This is a genomic window from Sulfuriferula nivalis, assembly GCF_009937995.1.
GTDB lineage: Bacteria > Pseudomonadota > Gammaproteobacteria > Burkholderiales > Sulfuriferulaceae > Sulfuriferula > Sulfuriferula nivalis.
In genome coordinates this window covers 2798896-2824291 of the sequence record NZ_AP021881.1, presented here as the reverse complement: position 1 = coordinate 2824291, position 25396 = coordinate 2798896, and the positions used below count along the sequence as shown (strand labels likewise).

Below are 25396 nucleotides of genomic sequence, written 5' to 3'. Positions count from 1 at the left end.
TTATTCTCCTGACCCAGTTAAGCCTGCTTGCGCTAACTCCGCAGCACGGATTACTGCACGGGCTTTGTTTTGAGTTTCTATCCATTCGCTGTCGGGCACGGAATCAGCCACGATACCTGCACCGGCCTGAACATAGAGCATGTTGTCTTTGACGACAGCGGTGCGGATGGCAATGGCTAAGTCCATGGAGCCGTTAAAGCTCAAGTAGCCTACCGCGCCGGCATAAATACCGCGTTTGCTTGGCTCCAGTTCGTCTATGATTTCCATGGCCCGTACTTTAGGTGCGCCGGAAACTGTGCCGGCCGGGAATGTGGCGCGTAGTACATCCATGGCGGTCAGGCCGGGCTTGAGTTTGCCTTCGACGTTGGAAACGATATGCATGACATGCGAGTAACGTTCGATTTGCATATTTTCTGTGACTTTTACGCTGCCGGTGACAGCGACGCGACCTGCATCATTGCGACCTAAATCTAGTAATTGCAGATGTTCGGCACATTCCTTGGGGTCGGCTAACAGTTCAACTGCCAACGCTGCATCAGATTCACGATTCGATCCGCGTGGGCGTGTGCCAGCAATCGGGCGCACGGTGACGGTGTCGTCTTCCAATCGTACCAGGATTTCAGGCGAAGCGCCGACTACATGGAAGCCGCCCATGTCGTAATAGAACATATACGGCGATGGGTTCAGGCTGCGCAAGGCACGGTAGAGTGTAAGCGGGCTGGCGTGGAACGGGCGAGACATGCGTTGGCTCAATACCACTTGCATGATGTCGCCGTTGAGTATGTATTCCTGGGCACGCAATACGGCGGCTTTGAATGCGTCTTCACCAAATTCCGAGACGACTTCTGCGGGTGCGATGGCATCTATAGTGGGTGGCGTGAGGGGGTTATTTAATTGTTGTGTGAGTTCGTTGAGGCGATTATAACCATTGCTGTAAGCGTCGGTTTCGAGCGGGTCGACATAAACGATCAGGCTTAGCGTGCCACTGAGATTATCGACTACGACTATCTCTTCACTGAGTAAAAGCAGGCTGTCAGGCGTATGCAGTGTGTCTGCCTTGTGTGTCTGTGCCAGACGTTTTTCTATATAGCGCACGGTATCGTAACCGAAATACCCTGCTAAACCGCCTGAAAAACGTGGCAAATTGGGCAGGTCTGCGGCTTTGAAGCGTTTTTTGTAATCTTCGATAAACGCAAGCGGGTCAGGGCTGTCGTGTTGTTCGACTTTGACACCATCAGTTTCGACGGTGACTATATGCCCATGTACGCGTAATACGGTACGGGCAGGCAGGCCAATAAATGAGTAACGCCCGAATTGCTCACCACCAACGACCGATTCCAGTAAGTAGGAATAAGGCGCGTTGGCAAGCTTGAGGTAGATGGAAAGTGGCGTATCCAGATCCGCAGGCAGTTCACGGGTCAGTGGAATACGGTTGTAGCCCTGGCGGGCGAGTTCAAAAAAATGCTGTTCAGTCATGATGTATTTCCCTTAAACGATGTATGGAGGCGAAGCTGTATAAGGCAGGCGCTATAGCCGATTCTGGAATCGACTATGGCGTATTAGCCATATTGGTAGTTAAGCCATCGCCGCCATCGTGTTGTTACTGTCATCGTTAAGGTAAATAGCGTCATGATTAATTAGCTTTGGTTGTTAATTTAGCTGCATCAAGCAATGTGGGGGTAACTGCATCCAGATCCAGCTCTTCAACAGCACGTCCACGATTGTAACCGTAAGGTACGCAGAATACTGTGCAACCAGCAGCACGTGCAGCCTGGGTATCGTTGAGAGAGTCGCCGATGAGTAATAGTTCATGCGGTTCTATGCCAAAGTGTTTGCAAGCATGCAGCAATGGCATAGGGTCTGGTTTGCGTTTAGGCAGGCTGTCACCTGATAGTATTAGTTCGAAATAATCAAACAGCCCCGTGTCTTTTAACAATGGTACTGTGTATTTCTCAGCTTTGTTGGTGATGCAGGCAACGTGTACGCCCATCGCCTTGAATGCCTCTAGACCAGCAACTACGCCATCAAATGGATGGGAGTAGAGTGATACATTGGCGCCATAATGTTTTTCGTAGAGCGGAAAAGCGCGCGCAAATAATTCAGCATCGGGTTCGGCATCCATGTCGCCAGACAAGACTCGCTTGGCTAAGCGTGATACACCATTACCGATGTAGGTTTTGATAGTTGCTAATGGTGGGGCAGTCATACCTAATTCAGCCATCATCAATTCGGCTGCGTGAGCCAGGTCTGGTGCGGTGTCGAGTAATGTACCGTCCAGGTCAATAACGACGGCCTTGATTGCGATAGGGAATTCCATATTAAACCTTTGCTAATTCGGCACGCATGGCTGCTACCACGGTGTCATAACGGTTAGGGTCGGTGTCTTTGGCTGCACCAAAAATTGCAGAACCAGCGACGAAAGTATCAGCACCTGCACGTGCGACTTCAGCGATATTGTCGACTTTAACGCCGCCATCAACTTCCAGCCAGATGTCGCGGCCAGATGCATCTATACGTTGGCGCACAGCGCGGATTTTGTTCAGAGTTTCAGGGATAAACTTTTGACCGCCGAAGCCTGGGTTGACAGACATCAGCAAGATCATGTCGAGCTTGTCCATGACGTGATCCAGATAGCTTAAAGAAGTGGCTGGATTGAATACCAGACCTGCTTTGCAGCCAGATTCTTTAATTAGTGCCAGCGTGCGGTCGATGTGTTCAGACGCTTCCGGGTGAAATGTAATCATGTTCGCCCCAGCTTTGGCAAAATCAGGGATAATGCGATCTACAGGTTTGACCATCAAATGTACGTCGATAAACGCATTGGTCACTGGACGCAGTGATTCGCATACCAGAGGGCCTATTGTCAGGTTAGGAACGTAATGGTTATCCATCACGTCAAAGTGAATGATGTCTGTGCCTGAAGCAATCACATCGGTGACTTCCTGACCTAATTTTGCGAAATTAGCGGATAAAATACTCGGTGCGATGCGGAATTGTCTGGACATGATGGTTCCTTTAAAAATGAGGACAGTGCGTTAAAGTTTAAGATTTTACCTTGAATTGTGTGCCAGTAACAGCACGCCAGAACAGAAAGATACTATGGGCGATAGCAGAAAAAATCATATTACAGTTACCGTGAAAAATACCTATTTGGAAGAGCAATCCGATCCTGATCTGGAGCGCTATGTATTTGCCTACACGATTACTATTGAAAATACCGGTACGCAAGCGGCGCAATTAGTATCTCGACACTGGATTATTACTGATGCCGAGGATCGTGTGCAGGAAGTGCGTGGTCTGGGTGTGGTAGGTGAACAGCCGATGTTGAAGCCCGGTGAAGCATTTGAGTATACCAGTGGGACCGCGATGAATACGCCAGTCGGAACGATGCGTGGGACATATCAAATGATAGCTGAAGACGGTGAGCATTTCGACGCAGAAATTCCGTCTTTTGTATTGGCTATGCCGCGCACCTTGCATTGATATCTGGTTTGCAATGTCGCATGCTGTTCTACAGGAACCTGAATTAAGCCCCGCTGCACGTCGCGTATTAGGTGCGTTATTGCTGTCGCTGGGGTTGCATGCTGCGATTATTGGTTTGGTGCGTATTGCGCCTGCTAAGGTTTCTGTCGGTACCCCTGCTGTCATGCAGGTGCAGTTTTCCAGGATGGCGCCAGTGGAAAAGTCGGATGCCAAGGTGTCGACAAATGCATTGTCCCAACCTGTCATGCAGGCTACTGCGCCTTCCTTGACGAGTGTGCCAGTTGCACTACCATCTCCCCCTCATATTGCTGCGACACCCGTTGCAGAACCTGACAAACAGACAGTAACCCACGCTGCAGTGATTGCGCCACCTAATCCAGAAAAATTGCCGCAAATTGATTTGCCTGTCAATGTGGATACCACTTACTACACTGCCAAAGAAGTTGATGTGCATCCGCGTGCATTAGCAACTATACAACCAGTGTACCCAATGGCAGCAGCGGCTAATAATCAGCAAGGATGGGTGGTGTTGCACATCAAGCTGGACGAAACGGGTAGGGTGGAAGAGGTCAAAGTCGCGGATGCTACACCTGCCGGTGTTTTTGATGAGGCTGCACTTGAGGCGTTCAGGCAAGGGAAGTTTTCCCCAGCCCAAAAGTCAGGGCGGGCGGTGAAGTCGCTGATGGAGATAAAAGTCTGGTTCAAGCTGGATTAAGGTAAAATACGCCCCGAAGCTGATCAAGCAATCGCTGCCCTGAGTAATCAGGGGGGAGGAAAGTCCGGGCTCCATAGAGCAGGATGCCAGTTAATGGCTGGCCGCCGTGAGGCGAGGAATAGGGCCACAGAGACGAGTATATCCATCGCAAGGTGGATGGATGTGAAACGCGGTAACCTCCATCTGGAGCAAGGTCAAATAGGCAGGCGTTGAAGCTGCTCGCTGAGCCTGCGGGTAGACTGCTTGAGCGTTTGGGTGACCAAACGCCTAGAGGAATGATTGCTCACGACAAAACCCGGCTTATCGATCAGCTTCACCTCATTCATCACTCCTCCTTCAGCGGGGAGTCAGTGCAGTAATAATCTGTCCTTTAAGCATTTTGATTAATGCGGCTTCATCAGCAGGCACACCTTCCGTGGCGACTACAGCTCGATCAGCGTAGATCAGGCCAACAGCCTTCTTTTTTACAACTAATGGCAAGATGATAAAGCTGGCAGCATCGGGTAGTAGTGCCCGGTGCCAGTCAGGGATGAGTGCGCGGACGTTGGCAACAGAGGCGTCCGAAATCAATACATCAGCATCGTTTTCCATTGCCAGATGAAATAAATCGCGTCCAGGTGTCGCGGAGAATACAAAACCCGCCTGACGTTCCTGCTCATCCTCGCCTATGGTTAAGCGTGCGCGGAATTGTTGAGTTTTTACATCTCTGACACAGGCGGTGGCGAATCGGAATCCCATGCTGCGATAGAGTGTTTCCAGTACCAGCATAATAATTTCATTGGGTTTGCATCGCCCGGAGCTGCTCATTTCTGTCACATCCTGTACCCCGAACAATAGTAAATCTCGGGCATTCATGGGCTTGCCGCTGGGGTGGCGGGTGTTGCTGGGAATGTTATTTATTTCGGGTGCTGTAAGTAAAAAATCATCCAGTGCATCTGCGGTTAAAGGTATTTCAGCTTGGGCAATGGGAGGAATTTCTGCTTGAAAAATAGCATTAGTCAGTGTTTGGGTTTCTTCTGCCACACGGCTAAGAAGAGCGGTTAATGCGGCGCTGTCCATGCCGAATGCTGCGCCATAACGTGCGAGCAGGGTTTTACTCATCAGGCTGGGGTCGATATTGCTGGTTTGTGTGAGCAAAGTTGCCGCATCCGTACTGAATTCAGCTATTTGCTGTAGTCCTTCCTGGCGGGTAGTGGCCGGTTTCAGGCTGTTTGTGGTTAAAGGTGCGAGTGCATTAATGATGGTGCTGGGGATTTTCCATTGTTGCAGTACCGACTCTGCCAAACGATTAAATCCGCATCCTAATACACGGACCGCAGCTTGTTCTGGTGAGCAGGTGCCAGTGGCGCTGATGGATATGATTTCGTCATAGGCAGCTTCATCGTGCATGGCAACGAGCAGTCGACCAAGGTTCTTGAAGAGCCCAACTACGGCGGCTTCTTCGGAGTCGGAATAGATGCCTAATTTTGCAATTTCACGACCTGCCAGGCTGGCGCCTAAGGATTTGAGCAGTTCTGTGCGTATATTTAACGCTGATTTTCCAGTCATGCCTTCAACTAGCAACATTGCTAATGCAACGTCTTTAACCGCGTCGAAACCCAACAGAAATATGGCTTTAGAAATCGTAGTGACTTTGTTGCCTGATGCAGTGCGATAGCTTGCGGTATTGGCGATGCTGAGAATTTTTTGAGTCAAAGCAACATCTGACAAGATGAAATGCGCCAGGCTGTATACCGCTTCATTACTCGATGAGGTGATTTTGAGTACTTGTGTCACGGCACTGCCCAGTGCGGGCAGAGTGGGGTCGTCCTGTATTTTTTGCAATAGCTGCGCGCGTCGAGTGCTGGGGTCGTCAGCCAGAGTGTTGGACTGCATGCATGTTCCTCTAAGTGGTGGGTTCTATATGAATGACTAGATGATACCGTAATGAGGGGTGATTTGTATGGTGTCACCTTGGCGACATATTAGAAAACCTGGTTTTATTGAACTAGTCTTAACAGCGCACTTTCACTGTATGCGCTATGTGCTTAATTTTCTTCATATATTAGCATTCAATTATCGTTCTAAGTCATTGTAATATTTAAAAAAATTCAGTTTCTTGCTTGACCCTTCCATTTTTATTATCTATAGTGGTAGTAAGTGGTAAAAAGTGGTGAAAAGTGGAGTTTTTCTCCATGTTTTTTGTTAAGGGTTAATTATGTTTCGTGGCGTTACAACACTCAGTTTAGATACGAAGGGTCGGCTTGCTGTGCCGTCCAAGTATCGTGACGTGTTGTTGGCGCAGGGTGATGGTCGTGTGGTTGTGACGGCCGATCCAAGTAAGTGTCTATTGCTGTTTCCGCTGCTTGAGTGGGAACCTATCGAGAAAAAGCTGAATAGCTTGTCTAGTTTCAATCCTCAAACTCGTAGTTTGCAACGTTTATTGGTTGGTAATGCAGCGGATTTAGAGCTGGATGCGACGGGTCGCATCTTATTGCCGGCGATGTTACGTGAGTTTGCGGCGTTGGAAAAAAATGTGGTGATGGTGGGTCAAGGTGCGAAATTTGAGTTGTGGAATGAATCGCGCTGGCAGGAGCAAATGGATATTGCGCTGAATTTCAAAGATGGCGGCATGCCTGATGAGTTGGCGGGCTTCTCTCTGTGAGCATCAGCTTGCAGCATGAGACTGTGTTGTTGAACGAAGCAGTAGAAGCATTAAATATTAAAGCTGATGGTGTTTATGTAGATGCAACATTCGGTCGTGGTGGGCATAGTCGATTGATTTTGAATCGGCTCGGTCAGGCAGGGCGTTTGTATGCGTTTGATAAGGATCCAAAAGCGATAGCGGCAGGTGCATCTGTTGATGATCCTCGTTTCGAATTGATACACAGTGGTTTTGAGCATGTAGCAACTGAGTTAGCGCAGCGTAGTGTCGGTGCGGTAGATGGTGTGTTAATGGATTTGGGTGTGTCGTCACCTCAGCTGGATGAGGCGGAGCGAGGTTTCAGTTTTCGTTTTGACGCACCGCTGGATATGCGGATGGATACCACGCGTGGACAGACGGCGGCGCAATGGTTGGCGGTGGTGGGCGAAACTGATTTAAAAGAGGTGATAAGTCAATATGGTGAAGAGCGGTATGCTAGGTCGATTGCAAGAGCGATTGTTGCGCAAAGAACAGTCGCGGCGATTACAACCACCAAACAACTTGCGCAGCTTATCGCGGCCGTTATCCCTCGGCATGAGCCAGGGCAAAACCCCGCGACACGTACCTTTCAGGCTATACGGATTTACATCAACCGTGAGCTTGAAGAATTATCGATAGCTTTGCCTGCGTGTGCGGGTTTGTTAAATAGCGCGGGGCGGTTGGTGGTGATCAGTTTTCATTCTTTGGAAGATCGGATAGTAAAGCGGTTTATGCGCGAATTATCCAGCTCGCCAGAATTGCCAGCGAGATTGCCGATTAAGGCAGTGGATATTCCTGCAGCCAAAATGAAATTGATTGGTCGTGCGATCAAGCCGAGTGAGGGTGAAGTGGCGCGTAATCCACGTGCGCGCAGTGCGGTGATGCGCGTGATGGAGGCTTTGTGAGCCGATTGCATTTGTTTTTGTTACTGGTAGTGATAGTCAGTGCGTTATCGGTGGTGACTAGCCAACATAAAGCACGTAAAACTTTTGTTGAGTTACAGCAGGCGCAAGCTAAACAACGTGAACTGGATGTGGAGTGGGGGCAGTTGCAGTTGGAACAAAGTACTTGGGCGATGCATGCACGAGTAGAGAAATTGGCGACAGAGAAGCTGCAAATGCAGTTGCCAGATGCGGCGCATGTACAAGTGGTATTTGCCGGTAAATCCAGGGATGGATCGCAGTGAGTCGTATAGCAAGCAGGCCGATTAGTCATTTGCTGGATATACATCTGGATAGTTGGCGTGGCTATGTCGTGTTAGGTGCGATATTGGGCATGTTTCTGGTGTTGGCGGGTCGGGCGATTTATTTGCAAAGTTTGCGTCATGTGTTTTTGCAGCAAAAAGGTGATGCATTGGCAAGCCGCGTGGTTGAGCTGCCAGCGCACCGCGGCATGATATCGGATAGAACAGGGGAGCCGTTGGCAATCAGTACGCCGGTGGAATCGTTGTGGGCGAATCCGAGTGCTGCACAATTAACTGCGCAGCAATTGAAACAGTTGGCAGCCGTGTTGAATATGCCTGAGAGCGAGATAAAAGCGAAGCTGGCGCAAACGGATAAGGAATTTGTGTATATCAAACGCCGTTTGCCACCGAGTCAGGCAGAGGCGGTGACGAAGCTGGGTATAGCGGGATTGGCGATGCAGCGTGAGTATCGACGTTATTACCCTGCAGGTGAAGTAGCAGCGCATTTGCTGGGCTTTACCGGGCTGGACGATAGCGGGCAGGAAGGTATGGAGCTGGCTTATCAAAATGTATTGGCCGGCGTGCCAGGTAGTCGCAGGGTGCTCAAAGACCGCAAGGGTAATATTTTTGAGGACGTAGAAAGCATATTAAGCCCGAAGCCGGGACAGGATTTAACCTTATCAATTGATATGCGTTTGCAATATTTGGCGTATCGCGAATTGCAAGCGGCGGTGATAGCGAATAAGGCAAAAGCGGGTGCAATAGTGGTGCTGGATGCAAAAACTGGGGAGATTCTGGCGTTGGCAAATACTCCATCATTCAATCCAAACAACCGAGAGGGCGTAAAGCCGTGGCAAATGCGTAACCATGCTGTTACTGATGAATATGAGCCAGGTTCAACCATGAAGCCGTTTACCATAGCGGCGGCGATGGATACGGGCAGATATACGCCGGATACACTGATTGACACTGAAAATGGCAGTTATGTTATCGGTACCAAACGTATTCGTGATGCGCATCCGCATGGCATGTTGACCGTTTCTCAGGTGATACAGAAATCGAGTAACGTAGGTGCATCGAAAATTGCGTTAACCATGACACCTGAATACATGTGGACAGCATTTCACAATGCAGGATTTGGTACGGTACCTCAAGTCGGATTCCCGGGAGCGGCATCAGGCAGTCTGCGCCCTTATGAGAAATGGCGCACGATAGAACAGGCAACCATGTCTTATGGTAACGGTATCTCAGTCAGTTTGTTGCAGTTGGCGCGTGCCTATACCGTGTTTACCAATCATGGTGTGCTGAAACCGGTGACCATGTTGAAGCTGAATGGACCCGCAGCACCAGGTGTACGTGTGTTCAGCGCAAAGAGTGCGGATGCCGTGATACCGATGCTGGAAAGTGTGATATCGCCTGAAGGTACAGCACCACAAGCTGCGATAGAAGGATATCGCGTCGCGGGTAAAACCGGGACGGCGCACAAGCCTGACCGCGGTGGTTATTCGGCTGATAAATATATCGCGTCATTTATTGGTTTTGCACCAGCAAGTAATCCAAGGCTGATTATTGCGGTAATGGTCGATGAGCCTTCGGCGGGGCAATACTACGGCGGTACGGTTTCCGCGCCTGTGTTTAAAAAAGTGATGCAAGGTGCGCTACGTCAATTAGATGTTGCGCCTGATAAAGAGATTACACAAAAACCTATCCCTGCAACGGTCACAGGGGAGGATGAGTCCACATGAGCTTAGTTGCACACCAGTCAGCCGTTGAAATGGCCGCCAATATGTTGGTGGCTTTTGCGCATTTGGGCGTAACGGGGATCACCAGTGATAGTCGTCAGGTGCGTGCAGGTATGGTGTTCGCAGCTTATCCCGGTGAAGCAGGGGATGGCAGGCGTTATATAGCGGCTGCAGTCAAAGCTGGCGCGGTAGCTGTGGTGTGGGAGGCGCAGGATTTTGTCTGGCCAGCAGAGTTAGCATCTGTCCCCAATTTTGCCGTGGCGGAATTACGCGAACAATTAGGTGAGATTGCGGCAGCAGTATATGGCAATCCAAGCGAGGATTTATGGGTGATAGGTGTTACCGGTACAAATGGTAAGACTTCATGCACACAGTGGATAGCGCAATGTCTGAATCAGTTGTCACGCAAGACAGCCATTATTGGCACTTTGGGTAATGGGGTTCCACCTGATTTGAATTACACCGGCAATACCACGCCAGACGTGACTGTCGTGCAGGCAGCATTGCGAGATTATTGTGACCAGGGCGTGACTGCGCTGGCGATGGAAGTGTCGTCACACGGTCTGGATCAAGGTCGTGTGCATGGTGTTAAGTTTGATGTGGCGGTGTTAACTAACTTTACCCAGGATCATCTGGACTACCACGGTGATATGGCGACTTATGCAGCGGTTAAAAGCAAGTTGTTCAACTGGTCAGGTTTGCGCTATGTCATTTTGAATAGAGATGATGTTTTGGGCCGCGAGTTGGCGTTGCAACCTGCAGCAGCCAAGGTTGTGACTTACGGATTTGGACAGGCGGATGTACAGGGCAGCGAATTACAGTTGTCCTTGGCCGGTTTGAGTATGCAAGTAGAGACGTTATGGGGAAATGGTCGTTTACAGTCATCTTTGCTGGGGCGGTTTAATGCGCATAACTTGCTCGCGAGTTTAGCTGTGCTGCTGGTAAGTGATGTGCCATTTGCTGATGCGTTGCGAGTGTTGGAGCAAGTGCAGCCAGTCGCTGGCCGTATGCAAACATTGGGTGGAAATTCACAGCCACTGGTTGTTGTGGATTACGCCCATACGCCAGATGCGCTGGAAAAAGTATTGCAGACATTGCGTGAATTAAATCCTGCAGGGAAGCTGTGGTGTGTGTTTGGATGCGGTGGTGAGCGTGATGCAGGTAAACGTCCACTGATGGGCACTGCGGTAAGTCGTTATGCGGATGTAGCGATGGTGACTTCGGATAACCCTCGTGGTGAACAGCCACAAACCATAATCGACGCAATCCGTGTGGGTATGAATGGGCAGGAAATGGTTGCGCCAGACAGAGCGCAGGCGATACAGAACGTAATCAAGCTGGCGCAAGCAGGCGATGTGGTGTTGATAGCAGGTAAAGGACATGAGGATTATCAGGAAGTGGCTGGCGTGAAATATCCATTTAGCGATGTAATCGTGGCGCAGGCAGCGTTGAAAGCGAGAGTCGCATGATGTGGACGACACATGCAGCTGCACAGGCAATTTCAGCACAAGTGCTCGGTGCGGATGTCGCATTTGCACGGGTAACAACCGACAGTCGACAGATTCAGGCTGGGGATTTATTTATCGCCTTGCGTGGTGACAAATTCGATGGTCACGACTACGTTAAACAGGCTTTGGAACAAGGTGCGGCAGCAGTCATGGTGGATGAACAGGCCGGATTGGATATTGTGCCAGCCATCGTTGTTGCCGATACGCGTTTAGCCTTAGGTCAGCTCGCATCAGTGTGGCGGCAGCGCATGCCTGCCCGTGTACTGGCGATTACGGGTAGCAGCGGTAAAACGTCGGTAAAGGAAATGCTTGCTGCCATCTTGCGTGTTGCAGTTGGCGATGAGGCGGTATTGGCCACCCAAGGTAATTTGAATAATGACATCGGTATGCCGCTGACTTTATTGCGCTTGCGACTGGATCATCAATTTGCCGTAGTTGAAATGGGTATGAATCACGCAGGTGAGATTGCCTATTTAACTGAATTGGCGCACCCGGATGTAGCCGCAATCATTAATGCAGGCACTGCGCATATAGGCATGCTGGGGTCACAAGCTGCTATTGCGGCGGCCAAGGGCGAGATATTGGCAGGGTTGGCTAGCAGGGGTATTGCAGTGATTAACGCGGATGATGCCTACGCGGCTATGTGGCGTGAGTTGGCAGGGAATCATCGTGTTATGGATTTTGGTCTGGTTCATGGACATGACGTATGTGCGACTTACCGTGCGGAGTCGCTGGGTAGTGTAATTACTTTGCAAACAGGCGTGGTATCAACTGTTGTTCATCTAGCAGTAGCAGGTGAGCACAATGTGATGAATGCCTTGGCGGCGGCTGCGGTAGCACATGCGGCAGGTTTTGGATTGGAACTGATTAAAGCAGGCCTGGAAAGTTACCAAGGTGTGAAAGGCCGGTTGCAACGCAAGGCAGCCAAGTGTGGTGGTGTTGTGATTGATGATAGCTATAACGCCAACCCGGACTCAACACTGGCAGCGATTGCAGTCTTGGCGGGTATGCCAGGTCGCAAGATTTTGGTATTGGGCGATATGGGCGAATTGGGCGATGACGCCGCGGTTATGCATAAGCAGGTTGGTGTGGCAGCGAAAGTGGCAGGAATAGATGCTTTATACGCTTTGGGTGACTTGAGTGTGCATGCAGTTAATGGCTTCGGAGAGGGTGCGCTGCGTTTTAATGCTGTGGAAGCGTTGGTAAATGCGGTTGATGCACAAATGTCAGCGAATGTGACAGTGCTGGTTAAAGGATCACGGTTTATGCAGATGGAACGTGTAGTTAAAATTTTAGAGGAGCAAGGCTGATGCTGTTATGGCTATTTAAACATTTAGCGGCAGATGTCAGAGCGTTTAATGTATTCGACTACATTACATTGCGCGCAGTGCTGGCAACACTGACGTCGCTGACCATTTCATTTATGGTCGGGCCTTATGTTATACGGCGTTTGGGTGAGATGAAGATAGGACAGTCAGTACGCGATGATGGTCCACAGAGTCATTTGGTAAAAGCCGGCACGCCTACTATGGGCGGCGCTTTGATACTGGTGTCGATTGCAATTTCAACTTTCCTCTGGGGTGATCTGACCAACCATTATGTGTGGGTGGCGTTGGTAACTACGTTGGGGTTTGGTGCGGTGGGCTGGGTGGATGATTACCGTAAAGTGGTCTATCGCAATCCTAAAGGCTTGTCTGCCAAAGCAAAATATTTCTGGCAATCAGTGTTTGGTCTGGGTGCCGCTCTGTATATAGCTTATTCGACAGCATTGCCAGCGCAAACTGAGCTGATTGTGCCGTTTTTCAAACATATAGCAATTCCACTGGGTACGGTGGGCTTTGTGGTGCTGACTTACTTTGTCATAGTCGGTTCGAGCAATGCTGTGAATTTGACTGATGGACTGGATGGACTGGCGATTATGCCGACGGTGATGGTCGCTTCAGCATTGGCGGTGTTTGCTTATGTTGCTGGTCATGCAGTGTTTTCTAAATATCTCGGTGTACCGCATATACCGGGTGCGGGTGAGCTGGTGGTGTTTTGTGCGGCCATCGTTGGCGCTGGTCTGGCATTCCTTTGGTTTAACGCATACCCCGCTGAAGTATTCATGGGCGACGTGGGCGCTTTGGCTTTAGGTGCGGCATTAGGCGTAGTGGCCGTGATTGTGCGCCAGGAAATTGTGTTGTTCATTATGGGTGGTGTATTCGTGGTTGAAACCTTGTCGGTGATGATACAGGTGGGGTCGTTCAAACTGCGAGGCAAGCGCGTATTCAAGATGGCGCCGCTGCATCATCACTATGAGTTAAAAGGCTGGAAAGAGACACAGGTAGTGGTGAGGTTCTGGATTATTACCATGATTCTGGTGTTAATTGGTTTATCAACCTTGAAGATCCGCTGATATGAACTGGTACGGTGATCATGTTTTAATTTTGGGCTTAGGCAATAGCGGGCTGGCAGCGGCACGCTGGTTGTCGCACCGTGGCGCTGATTTGCGGGTGGCGGATAGCGCGACTGAGCTTGCCAACTTGCCAGCATTAATGGCGATCAATCCAGCGATTAAAGTAAGCGCAGGCGAGTTCCTGGCGGAAGATTTTTCCTGGGCTGATCGCATCATTATCAGTCCTGGTGTACCTGTGCAGCAGCCCTTGATACAGGCGGCAATCGAGCGTGGTGTGTCGGTGTGGAGTGATGTGGAACTGTTTGCGCAAGCGCTACCGGAGAAATCACAAGTGATTGCGATTACCGGATCAAATGGCAAGAGCACAGTGACTACGATGGTCGATGCGATGTGTCGTGAGGCGGGCAAACGTACCTTGATGGCGGGCAACATCGGCTTACCTGTACTGGATGCATTGGAAGATCATCCTGAAACGGATATTTTCGTGTTGGAGCTGTCCAGTTTTCAGTTGGAAACGACTTATACCTTGCATCCAGTTGCAGCGACTGTATTGAACGTAAGCGAAGACCATCTGGATCGCTATGCCGGCATGGACGACTATGCCGAAACCAAGGCGCGGATTTTTAAGGCCGGTGGTGTGCAGGTATTGAATCGTGAAGATCGGCGCAGTATGGCAATGGCAACGCATGACGTGGTGACATTCGGGCTGGATGCGAGCGAACAGGATAATGAATACGGTATCCGTGACGGTTATTTGTGTCGTGGTCATCATCAGTTAATGGCGGTGAAAGATCTGCCACTGGCTGGTTTGCATAACGCCGCGAATGCGCTGGCAGCATGGGCATTATGCGCAGCAGCAGGGTTGCCAGATGCGCCCTTAGCTAAGGCGATGGGTGAATTCAAGGGCTTGCCACACCGGGTGGAATGGGTAGCAAAAGTCGGTGGCGTAGATTTCTATGATGATTCCAAAGGTACCAATGTCGGTGCAACAGAGGCTGCATTAAACGGTATGGATAAGCCTGTGGTGCTGATAGTCGGTGGTGAAGGCAAGGGGCAGGATTTTACCCCGTTGGCAGCTGCTGTAAAAAAATCAGCACGTGCAGTCGTGCAAATTGGGCGGGATGGTGAGTTGATTGCGCAGGCAATAGCATCAGCTGGTGTGCCCATATTGCGTGCAGAAAGTATGGAGCAGGCAGTAAGCCTTGCTTATGCGCAAGCGCAAGCAGGTGATGCAGTATTGCTATCTCCAGCATGCGCCAGTTTTGATATGTTCAAGAATTATGCGCACCGTGCTGAAGTATTTGTTGCAGCTGTAAATAATCTCTCCGAGGTGTCACATGGCTGAATCTATGACCAACAGAGCTGCTTCACCCAGATTACGTAGACACGTAGAGGAGTTTGACTACGTGCTGATCTGGCTGACCCTGGCTTTGTTGTCATTTGGTTTTGTGATGGTGTATTCGGCGTCTATAGATATTGCTGAAGCAAACAAGGCGAGTGGACATAACCCCTGGTTTTTTGCACAGCGCCATTTGATGTTTCTGATTATTGGCGGTATTGCTGCGTACACCGTATTTCAAATACCCATGATGCGCTGGCAGAAGCTTGCGCCATGGTTGTTTGTGGGTGGTCTGGTACTGCTGGCGCTAGTGTTGATACCCGGATTAGGTCGTAACGTAAATGGCAGTCAACGCTGGTTGCCACTAGGTATTCTGAATTTGCAGCCTTCGGAATTAATGAAGCTCGCAGCAGTTTTATATGCAGCCGACTATACGGTACGCAAGGGGGCGCTTATGCATAGTGTGAAACAGGGATTCGCACCCATGCTGATTGCGATGTTGTTTACCGGCGCATTGCTGCTACGTGAGCCTGACTTTGGTGCATTTGTGGTGATTATCGCGATTGCTATGTCGATTTTGTTTCTGGGTGGGCTGAACCTGAAGATATTCGGTGTGTTGTTGGTAGGGTTGGTAGTGGGATTCGTTGGCCTGATCTGGAGTTCACCATATCGTTTGCAACGCATCGTTGGGTTTATGGATCCGTGGGCTGATCCTTATGGCAAAGGGTATCAGCTATCACATGCACTTATAGCATTCGGACGCGGGCAATGGACTGGTTTAGGCCTGGGTGGCAGTGTGGAGAAAATGTTTTACCTGCCTGAGGCACACACAGACTTTTTGTTGGCTGTCATCGCGGAAGAGCTTGGTTTTGTAGGCGTCGCCTTCGTTATCGCATTATTTGCAGCATTGGTATTGCGAGCATTTCAGATCGGTCGTACAGCAGCAAAACTCGAACGCCATTTCTGCGCATTAACCGCTATGGGTATAGGTGTGTGGTTAGGTGTACAGGCGTGCATTAACATCGGCGTGAATGTTGGGTTGTTGCCAACTAAGGGATTAACCCTGCCATTCTTATCTTTTGGTGGTAGCGGCATAGTGGCAAATTGCATGGCGATAGCAATTTTATTGCGTGTGGATTATGAAACACGCAGTTTGCAGCGCGGCAAAAAGGGTACTTGATGAAAACTCGCACACTTATGGTTATGGCAGGCGGTACCGGCGGGCATATCTACCCTGGTCTGGCTGTCGCCGCTGCGGTGCGCGATGCGGGCTGGAATGTAGTATGGCTAGGTACTCAACATGGCATGGAAACACGTATTGTGCCTGAGCACGGTTACACCATGGTGAACTTATCCATGGGTGGTGTGCGTGGCAATGGCTTACTGCGCAAAATTAAATTGCCGTTTACTTTGTTGGTGGCCTTTGCACAGGCATTAAAAGCGTTACGTAAATACCAGCCGGATGTAGTGCTGGGCATGGGTGGCTACCCCAGCTTTCCTGGTGGCATGATGGCGGTGTTGCTGGGTAAACCTTTGGTAGTGCATGAGCAAAATTCAATTGCCGGACTAACTAATCGGATACTCGCGTGTCTGGCAGACAAGATTGTAGTGGGCTTTCCGGCAGCATTTACGAATCGCCAGGATAAGCCTATTCCATGTCGTAAAGTCACAACAAACTGGTTGGGTAATCCGGTGCGCAATACCATAGCGGCAGTACCAGCCAAGCAAGCTATACCAGCGCGACCTCTGCGCTTGCTGGTGGTGGGTGGCAGTCTGGGTGCGACTGCATTGAATGACATCGTGCCGATGGCATTGTCGTTGATACCCGATACGCAGAGACCTGAAGTTATTCATCAGTCGGGTGCCAAACATGTGGACAAGCTGCGTGAAAACTATCAGGCAGTGGCGGTGAATGCTGATGTACGTGATTACATCGTTGATATGGCTGAAGTCTATAATTGGTGCGATTTAGCGATTACCCGCGCAGGTGCATTAACGGTGGCGGAACTGGCAGCGGCGGGTGTGCCTGCGTTGCTCGTGCCTTACCCGCATGCAGTTGATGATCATCAGACCACGAATGCACAGTTTTTGGTGGCGGCAGGTGCGGCGCAACTATTACCACAAGCAGATTTGAGCGCGGTGCAGTTAGCCAGAACATTACAACAATTAGACAGTGCGCAGCTGTTGGCGATGGCGCAGGCAGCGAAATCGCTGGCCAAGCCTGATGCAACGATGGCAGTGGCACAACTGTGTATGGGGTTAGCGCAATGAAACATAAAGTAAAACAGATACATTTCGTTGGTATAGGCGGCTCAGGGATGAGCGGGATAGCTGAGGTTTTAAAAAATCTTGGCTATGAAGTCACTGGTTCGGATATGGCGGATAACACTGTAACCCGTCGCTTACAGAGTCTGGGTATACAGATATTTGTTGGGCACGCTGCCGGCAATATCGGTGCGGCAGATGCGGTGGTGGTATCAACTGCAGTGAAAGCGGACAACGTTGAAGTAGTTGCGGCACGCGAGCGTGCGACACCAGTCGTGCCACGCGCAATTATGCTGGCTGAATTGATGCGTTTGCGTCAGGGCATTGCGATTGCGGGTACACATGGCAAGACGACAACAACTTCACTGGTGACCAGTATTTTGGCGCAGGCGGGGATGGATCCAACATTTGTTATTGGTGGCAGGCTGGAAGCAGCAGGTGCAAATGCACGTTTGGGTCAAGGTAATTACATCGTGGTGGAAGCAGATGAATCAGATGCGTCGTTCCTGCACCTGCTACCGATACTGGCGGTAGTGACCAATATCGATGCAGACCATATGGAAACTTATGGACATGACTTTGAAAAATTAAAACATGCGTTTGTGGAATTTGTTGAGCATATTCCATTTTATGGTCGCGCAGTTCTGTGCGTTGATGATGCTAACGTGCGTGCCATTATGCCGATGATTACCAAGCCGGTAACGGGTTATGGTTTGAGTGAGGGTGCAGACATTCGCGCTGTAAACGTGCGCCACGTTGGCGGGCAGATGCATTTTGCTGTGCAGAACGGCGGCGGTCGTCATGTGATGGACGTGGTACTGAATTTACCAGGCGTACATAACGTGCTGAATGCATTGGCCGCGATTGCGATTGGTTTGGAAGTAGGTGCATCAGCAGTAGCTATTGCACAGGCTTTGGCAGATTTCAGTGGGGTGGGACGACGTTTCCAGCGTTATGGAGAAGTCGCTATTGCAGCAGGTGGAACGTTTACGCTGGTGGATGATTATGGTCACCATCCGGTAGAAATGGCAGCAACGCTGGCGGCTGCACGCGCTGCATTTCCAGGACGGCGACTGGTGCTGGCGTTCCAGCCGCATCGCTATACGCGTACCCGTGATGTGTTTGAAGATTTCGTCAAAGTGCTGTCGAGCGTGGATGTGCTGTTGCTGGCTGAAGTCTACGCGGCTGGTGAAGCACCCATAGTTGCAGCGGATGGTCGTGCACTGGCACGTGCGATACGGGTGACCGGTAAGGTAGAACCATTGTTCGTTGAGCAGATAGCTGATATGCCAGCAACGATATTGGACTCAGTGCAAGACGGCGATGTGGTGTTGACCATGGGTGCAGGTTCCATTGGTAATACACCAGCACAAGTGCTGGAGGTGACACATGTGCGCTGATTTGAACACGATCTTACGTGGTCAATTACATCATGATGAGCCCATGAGCGGGCATGTCAGCTGGCGCGCAGGTGGTCATGCGGAACAGGTATATGTGCCTGTGGACGTGGCGGATATGGCAGCGTATTTGCGCAGTTTGCCGGCTGAGATGGCGGTGACCTGTGTGGGTTTGGGCAGTAATTTATTGGTACGTGATGGTGGCTATCGCGGTGCGGTGATTTTGTTGCATGGCGCGTTACGAGAAATACGTTTAATCCGTAAAGATGATGCAACGGGTGAGATTTTTGCGGAAGCTGGAGTAGCTGCACCGAAATTAGCACGTTTTGCGGCGGGGCAGGATTTGATCGGTGCGGAGTTTATGGCGGGTATCCCAGGTACGGTGGGCGGGGCGCTGGCGATGAATGCAGGTTGTTATGGCAGTGATACCTGGCGCATTGCACGGCGTGCGCTGACCATTAATCGCCAGGGCGAGTTGCAGGAGAGAGCCCGTAGTGATTATGAATTGGATTATCGCCATGTGGTGTTGCACGTAGCAGCAGAAGAAGAATGGTTTGTCGGTGGCTGGTTCGAGTTGCCGGTAGGTGATGGCGCAGCATCGAAACTGGAAATTAAGAAATTATTGCAGCAACGAATTTCCAGTCAGCCCTTGGGGCAGCCTAATGCCGGTTCAGTATTTCGTAACCCGGTAGGAGATTATGCGGCGCGGTTGATAGAGGTTAGTGGACTAAAAGGTAAACAGCTGGGTGGCGCGCAAGTGTCGATGAAGCATGCAAATTTTATCGTGAATACCGGTAATGCCAGTGCGGCGGATATAGAAAATTTGATAGACGATGTGGCTGCGACGGTATTGACGCAAACAGGCGTCACGTTGCAGCGGGAAGTGCGAGTCATAGGGGACAGGAATTGAAAATGCAGGATTTCGGCAAGGTAGGCGTGTTATTGGGTGGTCGCTCAGCGGAACGGGATGTTTCGCTCAAAAGTGGCAACGCGGTGCTGGCAGCATTGTTGCGTCAGGGTGTTGATGCGCATGCCTTTGACCCTGCGGAACACGACATGGCTACGCTGGCTGAACAGAAATTTGATCGAGTGATCATCGCGCTGCATGGCAGATTTGGTGAGGATGGCACGATACAGGGCGCGCTGGACTGGTTGGAGATTCCTTATACAGGTAGCGGTGTAATGGCATCGGCCTTAGCCATGGATAAATGGCGTACCAAATTGTTATGGCAGTCAGCTGGTATCCCCACGCCTGAATATGCTTTGCTAGACGCGGATACGGATTTTGATGCGGTAGTGGCACGTTTAGGTTTGCCTATCTTTGTTAAGCCTGCACGTGAAGGTTCGAGTATAGGCATGAGCAAAGTGACTGCAGCCAACGAATTGCGGGCGGCATGGGAAAAAGCCGCGCAGTTTGACAGCCTGGTGCTGGCGGAAAAGTTTGTCGCCGGGGGGGAATACACCTGTGCGATTTTGGCGGGAAAAGCATTGCCGATGATAGGTCTGGTGCCGAAAGTGGCGTTTTATGATTTTGAAGCCAAGTATCTGCGTGATGACACTGAATACCGTGTGCCGTGTGGTTTACCAGCAGAGCTGGAATTAGCGATACAGAAACTGGCGGTACAGGCATTTGACGTGCTGGGTTGTCGGGGCTGGGCGCGTCTGGATGTGATGATAGATGCGGATGGGCGCCCATATTTTCTGGAAGCCAATACCTCACCAGGAATGACAGATCACAGTCTGGTGCCGATGGCGGCGAGGGCGGCAGGAATGACATTCGATGAACTGGTGTTAGCGATTTTGGAGCAAGCCCGTGTGGGATAACGAGTCGCAATTGGCCAGTCTCACAAAGTTAATGTTGTGGGGCACGCTGGCATTGCTGCTATGGGCAAGTTTGACATGGTTGTCGAGGTTGCCGATGTTTGATTTGCACGAAATAAAGATATTGGGCGCGCATCATGTTACTGAGCAACAAGTGAAGCTGGTGGTACAGCAACGTTTGTACGGCAATTTTTTTAGTACTGATTTGGATGCAACCAGTGCGGCATTTATCAAGTTGCCCTGGGTGCGTGAGGCTGCTGTGAGGCGGGTATGGCCAAATAAGCTGGTGGTGACGTTGCAGGAACATGAAGCAGCAGCGCGATGGAATGATGATGCCTTGGTGAATTCGTATGGCGAGGTGTATCGCGCAGCAAGTGATGCGGTGTTGCCAAGTTTGAATGGGCCGGATGGTAGTGCGCCGGAGGTGTTGCAAGCGAGTCAGGAGTTTACTCAGATATTACAGCCACTCAAGCTTAATCCAGTGAAGGTGGAGTTGAATGACAGGCGGAGTTGGTCAGTAGTGTTGAGTAATGGTATGCGTCTGGCGCTGGGGCGTGAGCAAGCGCAACAGCGGTTAGCACGCTGGGTGGCAGTGTATCCGATGACGATGGCGCAATTGACTGTGCCTGTTGCCGAGATAGATTTGCGTTATCCAAAAGGGTTTGCGGTGCATTTATTAGCAAGTGACAAGAAGCCGCCTGTCGTACAGGCGCAGGGGAAATCAGTATGAGCAGAGCAAAAGATAAACGCGATTTGATAGTGGGTCTGGATATAGGGACATCCAAGGTTATCGCTATCGTCGCTGAAGTATCGCCAGAGGGTGAAATAAGCGTAGTGGGTATGGGTAGTCACCCATCTCGCGGACTGAAAAAAGGCGTAGTGGTCAATATCGAATCTACTGTGAACTCTATCCAGCGTGCGCTGGAAGAGGCTGAGCTGATGGCAGATTGCAAAATCACCGAGGTGTATACGGGGATAGCTGGCAGTCACATTAAGAGCTTTAACTCACACGGTATGGTACCGATTAAAGATAAAGAAGTGACGCAGTGGGATGTAGATAAGGTGATAGAAACTGCGCGTGCAGTGAACATACCTACAGATCAGCAGATTTTGCATATCTTGCCGCAAGAATATCTGGTTGATGGTCAGGAAGATGTGCGTGAACCTATCGGTATGAGCGGTGTGCGTCTGGAAGTGAAAGTGCATATCGTAACGGGCGCGGTTTCCGCCGCACAAAACATCATCAAGTGCGTGCGTCGTTGTGGCCTGGAAGTGGTGGATCTGGTGTTGCAGCCGCTAGCCTCAGCCATGGCTGTGCTGACCGAAGATGAAAAAGATTTGGGCGTTGCCATTGTGGATATCGGTGGTGGTACGACGGATATAGCCGTGTTCACGCAAGGTGCGATCCGGCATACCGCAGTAATACCGATAGCGGGTGATCAGATTACCAATGACATCGCGCTGGCATTGCGTACGCCATTGAAAGATGCTGAAGATATCAAAATAGCCAATGGTTGTGCATTGCGCCAATTAGCTGGTGCGCACGACATGTTCGAAGTGCCGGGTGTAGGTGAACGTGGTGCGCGGCAGATGTCGCGGCAGTTATTGGCTGAAGTGATAGAGCCTAGAGTATTGGAGCTGTATGAAATGGTACAGGCCGAGTTGCGCCGCAGTGGTTTTGAAGAGTTGATGCGTTCAGGGATAGTGATTACAGGGGGCTCGGCAGCAATGCAGGGCATGGTTGAGTTAGGTGAGGAGGTGTTCCATATGCCAGTACGTTTAGGTTTGCCGCAATATCAGGGTGGGCTATCAGAGGTTATGCACAATGCGCGCTATGCGACTGGTGTGGGCTTGCTGCTGGCAGGATTGGATCAGCAGGATCGCATGACATCAAGCAAGTTTTCAGGAACATCTATGCAGCAAATATTAGAAAAGATGAAGGGTTGGTTCAAGAGTTTTTAGTGAGTTTTTAATTAGGTCATTATTTAATTTATTAGTTGCGCAATATTTAAGGAGATAAAGATGTTTGAAATTATGGATACAGTTAGCCAAGAAGCCGTTATCAAAGTTATTGGTGTAGGTGGATGTGGTGGTAACGCAGTTGACCATATGATTGCATGTGGTGTGGATGGCGTTGAATTCATTTGCATCAATACCGATGCACAAGCATTACAACGTAATTCAGCAAAAGTGCAATTGCAATTGGGTGGCAAGCTGACTCGCGGTTTAGGTGCGGGTGCAAATCCAGAAGTGGGCCGCGAAGCTGCGCTGGAAGACAGAGAGCGTATCGCTGAGCTGATAGAAGGTGCCGATATGCTGTTTATCACTGCGGGTATGGGCGGTGGTACAGGTACAGGTGCTGCACCAGTTGTTGCTGAAGTAGCAAAAGAGCTGGGTATATTAACGGTTGCTGTAGTGACCAAGCCTTTCATCTTTGAAGGTAAGCGCGTACGTTTGGCCAACGCCGGGATAGAAGCGTTATCACGTCATGTAGATTCATTAATCGTTATTCCTAACGAAAAATTGATGCAAGTATTGGGTGAAGATGTGTCTATGTTAGATGCATTTAAAGCCGCCAATAACGTATTGCATGGTGCTGTTGCAGGTATCGCTGAAGTGATTAACTGCCCAGGTATGGTTAACGTCGACTTTGCTGACGTAACCACAGTAATGTCGGAAATGGGTATGGCAATGATGGGTTCAGCAGCGGCGCAAGGTGCAGACCGTGCACGTATGGCGGCTCAACAGGCTGTAGCCAGCCCATTGCTGGAAGATGTGAATCTGGCTGGTGCGCGTGGCGTGCTGGTTAATATTACGGCTTCAAGCTCTTTCAAAATGAAAGAGTACTACGAAGTTATGAACACAATTAAAGGTTTTACTGCAGAAGAAGCAACGGTCATTGTGGGTACTGTTATCGACGAAGAAATCGGTGACGAATTGCGAGTAACTATAGTTGCAACCGGTCTGGGTGGCGCAGTAGCACGTCAGCAACCTAAACCAGTTATAGTGATGAAAACAGGTACGGATGATTATTCAGCAAGTAATGTTGAGTATCATGCAGACAACACCGCTGAGCCTACCGTATTTCGTAGTGGACGCAGCACCGGTAACAGCGCACAGGTTGAAGCAATGAAGAGTTCTGGTATGGATTATCTGGATATTCCTGCGTTCTTGCGTAAGCAGGCTGACTGATGCGCATGTCAGGGATGGGTGGTTTTGCGCTATAATGCGCGAAACTATCTATCCTGATTATCCATGATACAACAACGTACCATCAAGAATACTATTCGCGCTTCAGGCGTGGGTCTGCACACGGGCACCAAGGCCAGCATCGTGCTGCGTCCTGCTGCGCCAAATACGGGTGTGGTATTCCGTCGCGTGGATCTGGCTGAACCTGTTGATATTGCGGTGAATGCAAATCAAGTAGGAGATACGCGTTTGTGTTCGACGCTAGATAACGGGCGTGCGACGGTGGCTACGGTAGAACATTTGATGTCAGCGTTGGCTGGATTAGGTATCGATAATGTGTATATCGATATGGATGGCCCAGAAGTGCCGATTATGGATGGATCAGCCTCGTCATTTGTATTTCTGTTGCAGTCCGCAGGATTTACCGAACAGGGTGTGGCTAAGAAATTTATACGTATTAAAAAATCCGTAGAAGTGGTTGAAGGCGATAAACGGGTACGATTTGAACCTTATGATGGGTTCAAAATAGAATTTACCATAGATTTTAAACATCCCGTATTTGAAAAATCAGGTCAGGCGATTAGTCTGGATTTCGCCAAAACTTCTTATATCAAGGAAGTGAGTCGCGCGCGTACATTTGGTTTTATGCAAGAAGTCGAATGGTTGCGAGCAAATGGTCTGGCGCTAGGTGGTAGTCTGGATAACGCGATCGTGATGGACGAGTTTCGGGTGTTGAATAGTGATGGTTTGCGTTACGAAGACGAGTTTGTAAAGCATAAAGTGCTGGATGCAATAGGCGATTTATACATCATTGGTCATCCTATTATAGGTGCGTTTTACGCACATAAATCGGGTCATGCACTCAATAATAAATTATTGCGTACGCTGTTGCAGGATCAATCAGCCTGGGAGTTTGTCAGCTTCGAGAATGAGGCGCTAGCACCCGCGGGTGTAAGACAGTGGCATCCACAGGTTAGCTGATGTTCATTATTCGGTTGATGTTTATCCTCGCATGCATCGCGCTGATTATATCGGGTGCGTTGTATTTTCTGACGGGTGATAAGCGTTATTTGCAATATGTCTGGAACGTGCTTAAGGTCGCTGTGATTTTAGTGGCACTGTTTGGTACGTTAATGGTGGCAGAGCGAGTGTTGTTAGTCGGTATTTGATTTATTGATGTTTGCTTAGTAATTTTTCCAGCGCAGTTCTCAATTCCCCTTCCTCTATATCATGCGTAAGTCGTGCTATTTCTGTAATAGCTACCTTGCTTAAATCGGGTTTGTTCACGATGTGTTCACGGTTTGGAATAGCATTGGTACGGACTTTGACCAGTATGGTAGGGTTGGCGATGCCATGTTTGGCAAACGCAGCGCAAATGCTGGGCGTGAGCTGGCGTAATTTAGCCGCTGCCGCACCATTGTCACAATAAATACTTATACTATCTGCCTGAATTTGTCCGATACGGCTCACTTCTGTTAAACCTTTTGGAACAATTGCACTCCAAATCTTCTGCCATCGCATAATTTCGTTAACATGCGATTTAAGTGACAGCAGGCGTTCATTGCTGTCTATATAGCGGTAAGCAAGCTGGCTAGGGCTGGAATATTTAGACATAAGTATATAGCCGCTAAAGCATTTCGGAATGATAGGGCGAATATGTTAACATGTACGCATTTGCAAGTATTACCATCTTAAAT

Annotated in this window: 25 protein-coding genes and 1 other RNA gene; 21 read left to right on the top strand and 5 right to left on the bottom strand. The window is 49.8% G+C overall.

Features of this window, described 5'->3' with window-relative positions; translation table 11 throughout:
* The 3 genes from trpE to rpe form a co-directional block, all read right to left on the bottom strand.
* Complete coding sequence (gene trpE / locus SFSGTM_RS13860; protein ID WP_162085679.1) at positions 1–1476, bottom strand: anthranilate synthase component I; 1476 nt, start codon at positions 1474–1476, stop codon at positions 1–3.
* Between the two features lie 157 nt (positions 1477–1633).
* Entirely contained in the window at positions 1634–2317 is a 684-nt protein-coding gene (locus SFSGTM_RS13855; protein WP_162085678.1) for a phosphoglycolate phosphatase, read from the bottom strand.
* A gap of 1 nt (position 2318) precedes the next feature.
* The gene (gene rpe / locus SFSGTM_RS13850; protein ID WP_162085677.1) at positions 2319–3005 is read right to left on the bottom strand and encodes a ribulose-phosphate 3-epimerase; all 687 of its coding nucleotides are present in this window, start codon (positions 3003–3005) and stop codon (positions 2319–2321) included.
* 94 nt (positions 3006–3099) lie between these two features.
* On the opposite strand from rpe, the gene apaG reads away from it, so the two are divergent.
* The 3 genes from apaG (at position 3100) to rnpB (ending at position 4517) form a co-directional block, all read left to right on the top strand.
* Positions 3100–3483: a Co2+/Mg2+ efflux protein ApaG gene (gene apaG, locus SFSGTM_RS13845; RefSeq protein WP_162085676.1), complete on the top strand. Its 384-nt coding sequence runs from the start codon at positions 3100–3102 to the stop codon at positions 3481–3483.
* A gap of 13 nt (positions 3484–3496) precedes the next feature.
* Positions 3497–4198, top strand: a complete 702-nt coding sequence (locus tag SFSGTM_RS13840) for an energy transducer TonB (protein WP_162085675.1) — start codon at positions 3497–3499, stop codon at positions 4196–4198.
* A 15-nt stretch (positions 4199–4213) separates the two neighbouring features.
* Positions 4214–4517, top strand: an RNA gene (gene rnpB / locus SFSGTM_RS13835) — RNase P RNA component class A.
* A 17-nt stretch (positions 4518–4534) separates the two neighbouring features.
* Here rnpB and SFSGTM_RS13830 read toward each other — a convergent pair.
* Complete coding sequence (locus SFSGTM_RS13830; protein WP_162085674.1) at positions 4535–6073, bottom strand: HDOD domain-containing protein; 1539 nt, start codon at positions 6071–6073, stop codon at positions 4535–4537.
* A 322-nt stretch (positions 6074–6395) separates the two neighbouring features.
* Here SFSGTM_RS13830 and mraZ point away from each other — a divergent pair, with 322 nt between their 5' ends.
* The 18 genes from mraZ to SFSGTM_RS13740 all read left to right on the top strand — a co-directional run bounded on the left by mraZ (position 6396) and on the right by SFSGTM_RS13740 (position 24868).
* On the top strand, positions 6396–6842 hold the full coding sequence (mraZ, locus tag SFSGTM_RS13825; protein WP_162085673.1) for a division/cell wall cluster transcriptional repressor MraZ: 447 nt from the start codon (positions 6396–6398) through the stop codon (positions 6840–6842).
* Positions 6839–7765 (top strand): 16S rRNA (cytosine(1402)-N(4))-methyltransferase RsmH, encoded by a 927-nt coding sequence (gene rsmH / locus SFSGTM_RS13820; RefSeq protein ID WP_162085672.1) that lies wholly within the window; start codon positions 6839–6841, stop codon positions 7763–7765. The genes mraZ and rsmH overlap by 4 nt, the downstream gene beginning before the upstream one ends.
* Positions 7762–8046 carry a cell division protein FtsL gene (gene ftsL / locus SFSGTM_RS13815; protein WP_162085671.1) on the top strand — a complete coding sequence of 95 codons (285 nt, stop codon included), beginning with the start codon at positions 7762–7764 and terminating at the stop codon, positions 8044–8046. Before rsmH ends, ftsL begins: the two co-directional genes overlap by 4 nt.
* Positions 8043–9788 carry a peptidoglycan D,D-transpeptidase FtsI family protein gene (locus SFSGTM_RS13810; protein WP_232525984.1) on the top strand — a complete coding sequence of 582 codons (1746 nt, stop codon included), beginning with the start codon at positions 8043–8045 and terminating at the stop codon, positions 9786–9788. The genes ftsL and SFSGTM_RS13810 overlap by 4 nt, the downstream gene beginning before the upstream one ends.
* The gene (locus tag SFSGTM_RS13805; protein WP_232525983.1) at positions 9785–11254 is read left to right on the top strand and encodes a UDP-N-acetylmuramoyl-L-alanyl-D-glutamate--2,6-diaminopimelate ligase; all 1470 of its coding nucleotides are present in this window, start codon (positions 9785–9787) and stop codon (positions 11252–11254) included. Before SFSGTM_RS13810 ends, SFSGTM_RS13805 begins: the two co-directional genes overlap by 4 nt.
* Positions 11251–12603 carry a UDP-N-acetylmuramoyl-tripeptide--D-alanyl-D-alanine ligase gene (locus SFSGTM_RS13800; protein WP_162085670.1) on the top strand — a complete coding sequence of 451 codons (1353 nt, stop codon included), beginning with the start codon at positions 11251–11253 and terminating at the stop codon, positions 12601–12603. The genes SFSGTM_RS13805 and SFSGTM_RS13800 overlap by 4 nt, the downstream gene beginning before the upstream one ends.
* Entirely contained in the window at positions 12603–13688 is a 1086-nt protein-coding gene (gene mraY / locus SFSGTM_RS13795; protein WP_162085669.1) for a phospho-N-acetylmuramoyl-pentapeptide-transferase, read from the top strand. The genes SFSGTM_RS13800 and mraY overlap by 1 nt, the downstream gene beginning before the upstream one ends.
* Position 13689: 1 nt before the next feature.
* Positions 13690–15033 (top strand): UDP-N-acetylmuramoyl-L-alanine--D-glutamate ligase, encoded by a 1344-nt coding sequence (gene murD, locus SFSGTM_RS13790; RefSeq protein ID WP_162085668.1) that lies wholly within the window; start codon positions 13690–13692, stop codon positions 15031–15033.
* On the top strand, positions 15026–16207 hold the full coding sequence (gene ftsW, locus SFSGTM_RS13785) for a putative lipid II flippase FtsW (protein ID WP_232525982.1): 1182 nt from the start codon (positions 15026–15028) through the stop codon (positions 16205–16207). Before murD ends, ftsW begins: the two co-directional genes overlap by 8 nt.
* Complete coding sequence (murG, locus tag SFSGTM_RS13780; protein WP_162085667.1) at positions 16207–17298, top strand: undecaprenyldiphospho-muramoylpentapeptide beta-N-acetylglucosaminyltransferase; 1092 nt, start codon at positions 16207–16209, stop codon at positions 17296–17298. The genes ftsW and murG overlap by 1 nt, the downstream gene beginning before the upstream one ends.
* Positions 17295–18692 carry a UDP-N-acetylmuramate--L-alanine ligase gene (gene murC / locus SFSGTM_RS13775; protein WP_162085666.1) on the top strand — a complete coding sequence of 466 codons (1398 nt, stop codon included), beginning with the start codon at positions 17295–17297 and terminating at the stop codon, positions 18690–18692. Before murG ends, murC begins: the two co-directional genes overlap by 4 nt.
* Positions 18682–19599 carry a UDP-N-acetylmuramate dehydrogenase gene (murB, locus tag SFSGTM_RS13770; protein ID WP_162085665.1) on the top strand — a complete coding sequence of 306 codons (918 nt, stop codon included), beginning with the start codon at positions 18682–18684 and terminating at the stop codon, positions 19597–19599. The genes murC and murB overlap by 11 nt, the downstream gene beginning before the upstream one ends.
* Positions 19600–19601: 2 nt before the next feature.
* Positions 19602–20513 carry a D-alanine--D-alanine ligase gene (locus SFSGTM_RS13765; RefSeq protein WP_162085664.1) on the top strand — a complete coding sequence of 304 codons (912 nt, stop codon included), beginning with the start codon at positions 19602–19604 and terminating at the stop codon, positions 20511–20513.
* A 10-nt stretch (positions 20514–20523) separates the two neighbouring features.
* Entirely contained in the window at positions 20524–21240 is a 717-nt protein-coding gene (locus SFSGTM_RS13760; RefSeq protein ID WP_162085663.1) for a cell division protein FtsQ/DivIB, read from the top strand.
* A complete protein-coding gene (gene ftsA / locus SFSGTM_RS13755) occupies positions 21237–22472 on the top strand; it encodes a cell division protein FtsA (RefSeq protein WP_162085662.1) in 1236 nt (411 codons plus the stop codon). The genes SFSGTM_RS13760 and ftsA overlap by 4 nt, the downstream gene beginning before the upstream one ends.
* Before the next feature lie 60 nt (positions 22473–22532).
* A complete protein-coding gene (gene ftsZ / locus SFSGTM_RS13750; RefSeq protein ID WP_162085661.1) occupies positions 22533–23702 on the top strand; it encodes a cell division protein FtsZ in 1170 nt (389 codons plus the stop codon).
* A 63-nt stretch (positions 23703–23765) separates the two neighbouring features.
* Positions 23766–24680, top strand: a complete 915-nt coding sequence (gene lpxC, locus SFSGTM_RS13745; protein WP_162085660.1) for a UDP-3-O-acyl-N-acetylglucosamine deacetylase — start codon at positions 23766–23768, stop codon at positions 24678–24680.
* Entirely contained in the window at positions 24680–24868 is a 189-nt protein-coding gene (locus tag SFSGTM_RS13740) for a hypothetical protein (protein ID WP_162085659.1), read from the top strand. The genes lpxC and SFSGTM_RS13740 overlap by 1 nt, the downstream gene beginning before the upstream one ends.
* Position 24869: 1 nt before the next feature.
* Here the strand turns inward: SFSGTM_RS13740 and SFSGTM_RS13735 are convergent, their stop codons facing one another.
* Entirely contained in the window at positions 24870–25313 is a 444-nt protein-coding gene (locus SFSGTM_RS13735) for a DciA family protein (protein ID WP_162085658.1), read from the bottom strand.
* Between the last annotated feature and the right edge of the window lie 83 nt (positions 25314–25396).

Excerpts from the sequence above, each read along its gene's own strand:
- ftsZ (WP_162085661.1), top strand. The coding sequence starts at position 22,533 with ATGTTTGAAATTATGGATACAGTTAGCCAAGAAGCCGTTATCAAAGTT.
- murD (WP_162085668.1), top strand. The coding sequence starts at position 13,690 with ATGAACTGGTACGGTGATCATGTTTTAATTTTGGGCTTAGGCAATAGC.
- apaG (WP_162085676.1), top strand. The coding sequence starts at position 3,100 with ATGGGCGATAGCAGAAAAAATCATATTACAGTTACCGTGAAAAATACC.
- ftsW (WP_232525982.1), top strand. The coding sequence starts at position 15,026 with ATGGCTGAATCTATGACCAACAGAGCTGCTTCACCCAGATTACGTAGA.
- SFSGTM_RS13765 (WP_162085664.1), top strand. The coding sequence starts at position 19,602 with ATGCAGGATTTCGGCAAGGTAGGCGTGTTATTGGGTGGTCGCTCAGCG.
- murC (WP_162085666.1), top strand. The coding sequence starts at position 17,295 with ATGAAACATAAAGTAAAACAGATACATTTCGTTGGTATAGGCGGCTCA.
- SFSGTM_RS13805 (WP_232525983.1), top strand. The coding sequence starts at position 9,785 with ATGAGCTTAGTTGCACACCAGTCAGCCGTTGAAATGGCCGCCAATATG.
- SFSGTM_RS13735 (WP_162085658.1), bottom strand. The coding sequence starts at position 25,313 with ATGTCTAAATATTCCAGCCCTAGCCAGCTTGCTTACCGCTATATAGAC.
- SFSGTM_RS13800 (WP_162085670.1), top strand. The coding sequence starts at position 11,251 with ATGATGTGGACGACACATGCAGCTGCACAGGCAATTTCAGCACAAGTG.
- mraZ (WP_162085673.1), top strand. The coding sequence starts at position 6,396 with ATGTTTCGTGGCGTTACAACACTCAGTTTAGATACGAAGGGTCGGCTT.
- SFSGTM_RS13830 (WP_162085674.1), bottom strand. The coding sequence starts at position 6,073 with ATGCAGTCCAACACTCTGGCTGACGACCCCAGCACTCGACGCGCGCAG.
- SFSGTM_RS13840 (WP_162085675.1), top strand. The coding sequence starts at position 3,497 with ATGTCGCATGCTGTTCTACAGGAACCTGAATTAAGCCCCGCTGCACGT.
- rpe (WP_162085677.1), bottom strand. The coding sequence starts at position 3,005 with ATGTCCAGACAATTCCGCATCGCACCGAGTATTTTATCCGCTAATTTC.
- lpxC (WP_162085660.1), top strand. The coding sequence starts at position 23,766 with ATGATACAACAACGTACCATCAAGAATACTATTCGCGCTTCAGGCGTG.
- mraY (WP_162085669.1), top strand. The coding sequence starts at position 12,603 with ATGCTGTTATGGCTATTTAAACATTTAGCGGCAGATGTCAGAGCGTTT.
- murB (WP_162085665.1), top strand. The coding sequence starts at position 18,682 with ATGTGCGCTGATTTGAACACGATCTTACGTGGTCAATTACATCATGAT.
- SFSGTM_RS13740 (WP_162085659.1), top strand. The coding sequence starts at position 24,680 with ATGTTCATTATTCGGTTGATGTTTATCCTCGCATGCATCGCGCTGATT.
- ftsA (WP_162085662.1), top strand. The coding sequence starts at position 21,237 with ATGAGCAGAGCAAAAGATAAACGCGATTTGATAGTGGGTCTGGATATA.
- trpE (WP_162085679.1), bottom strand. The coding sequence starts at position 1,476 with ATGACTGAACAGCATTTTTTTGAACTCGCCCGCCAGGGCTACAACCGT.
- SFSGTM_RS13855 (WP_162085678.1), bottom strand. The coding sequence starts at position 2,317 with ATGGAATTCCCTATCGCAATCAAGGCCGTCGTTATTGACCTGGACGGT.
- murG (WP_162085667.1), top strand. The coding sequence starts at position 16,207 with ATGAAAACTCGCACACTTATGGTTATGGCAGGCGGTACCGGCGGGCAT.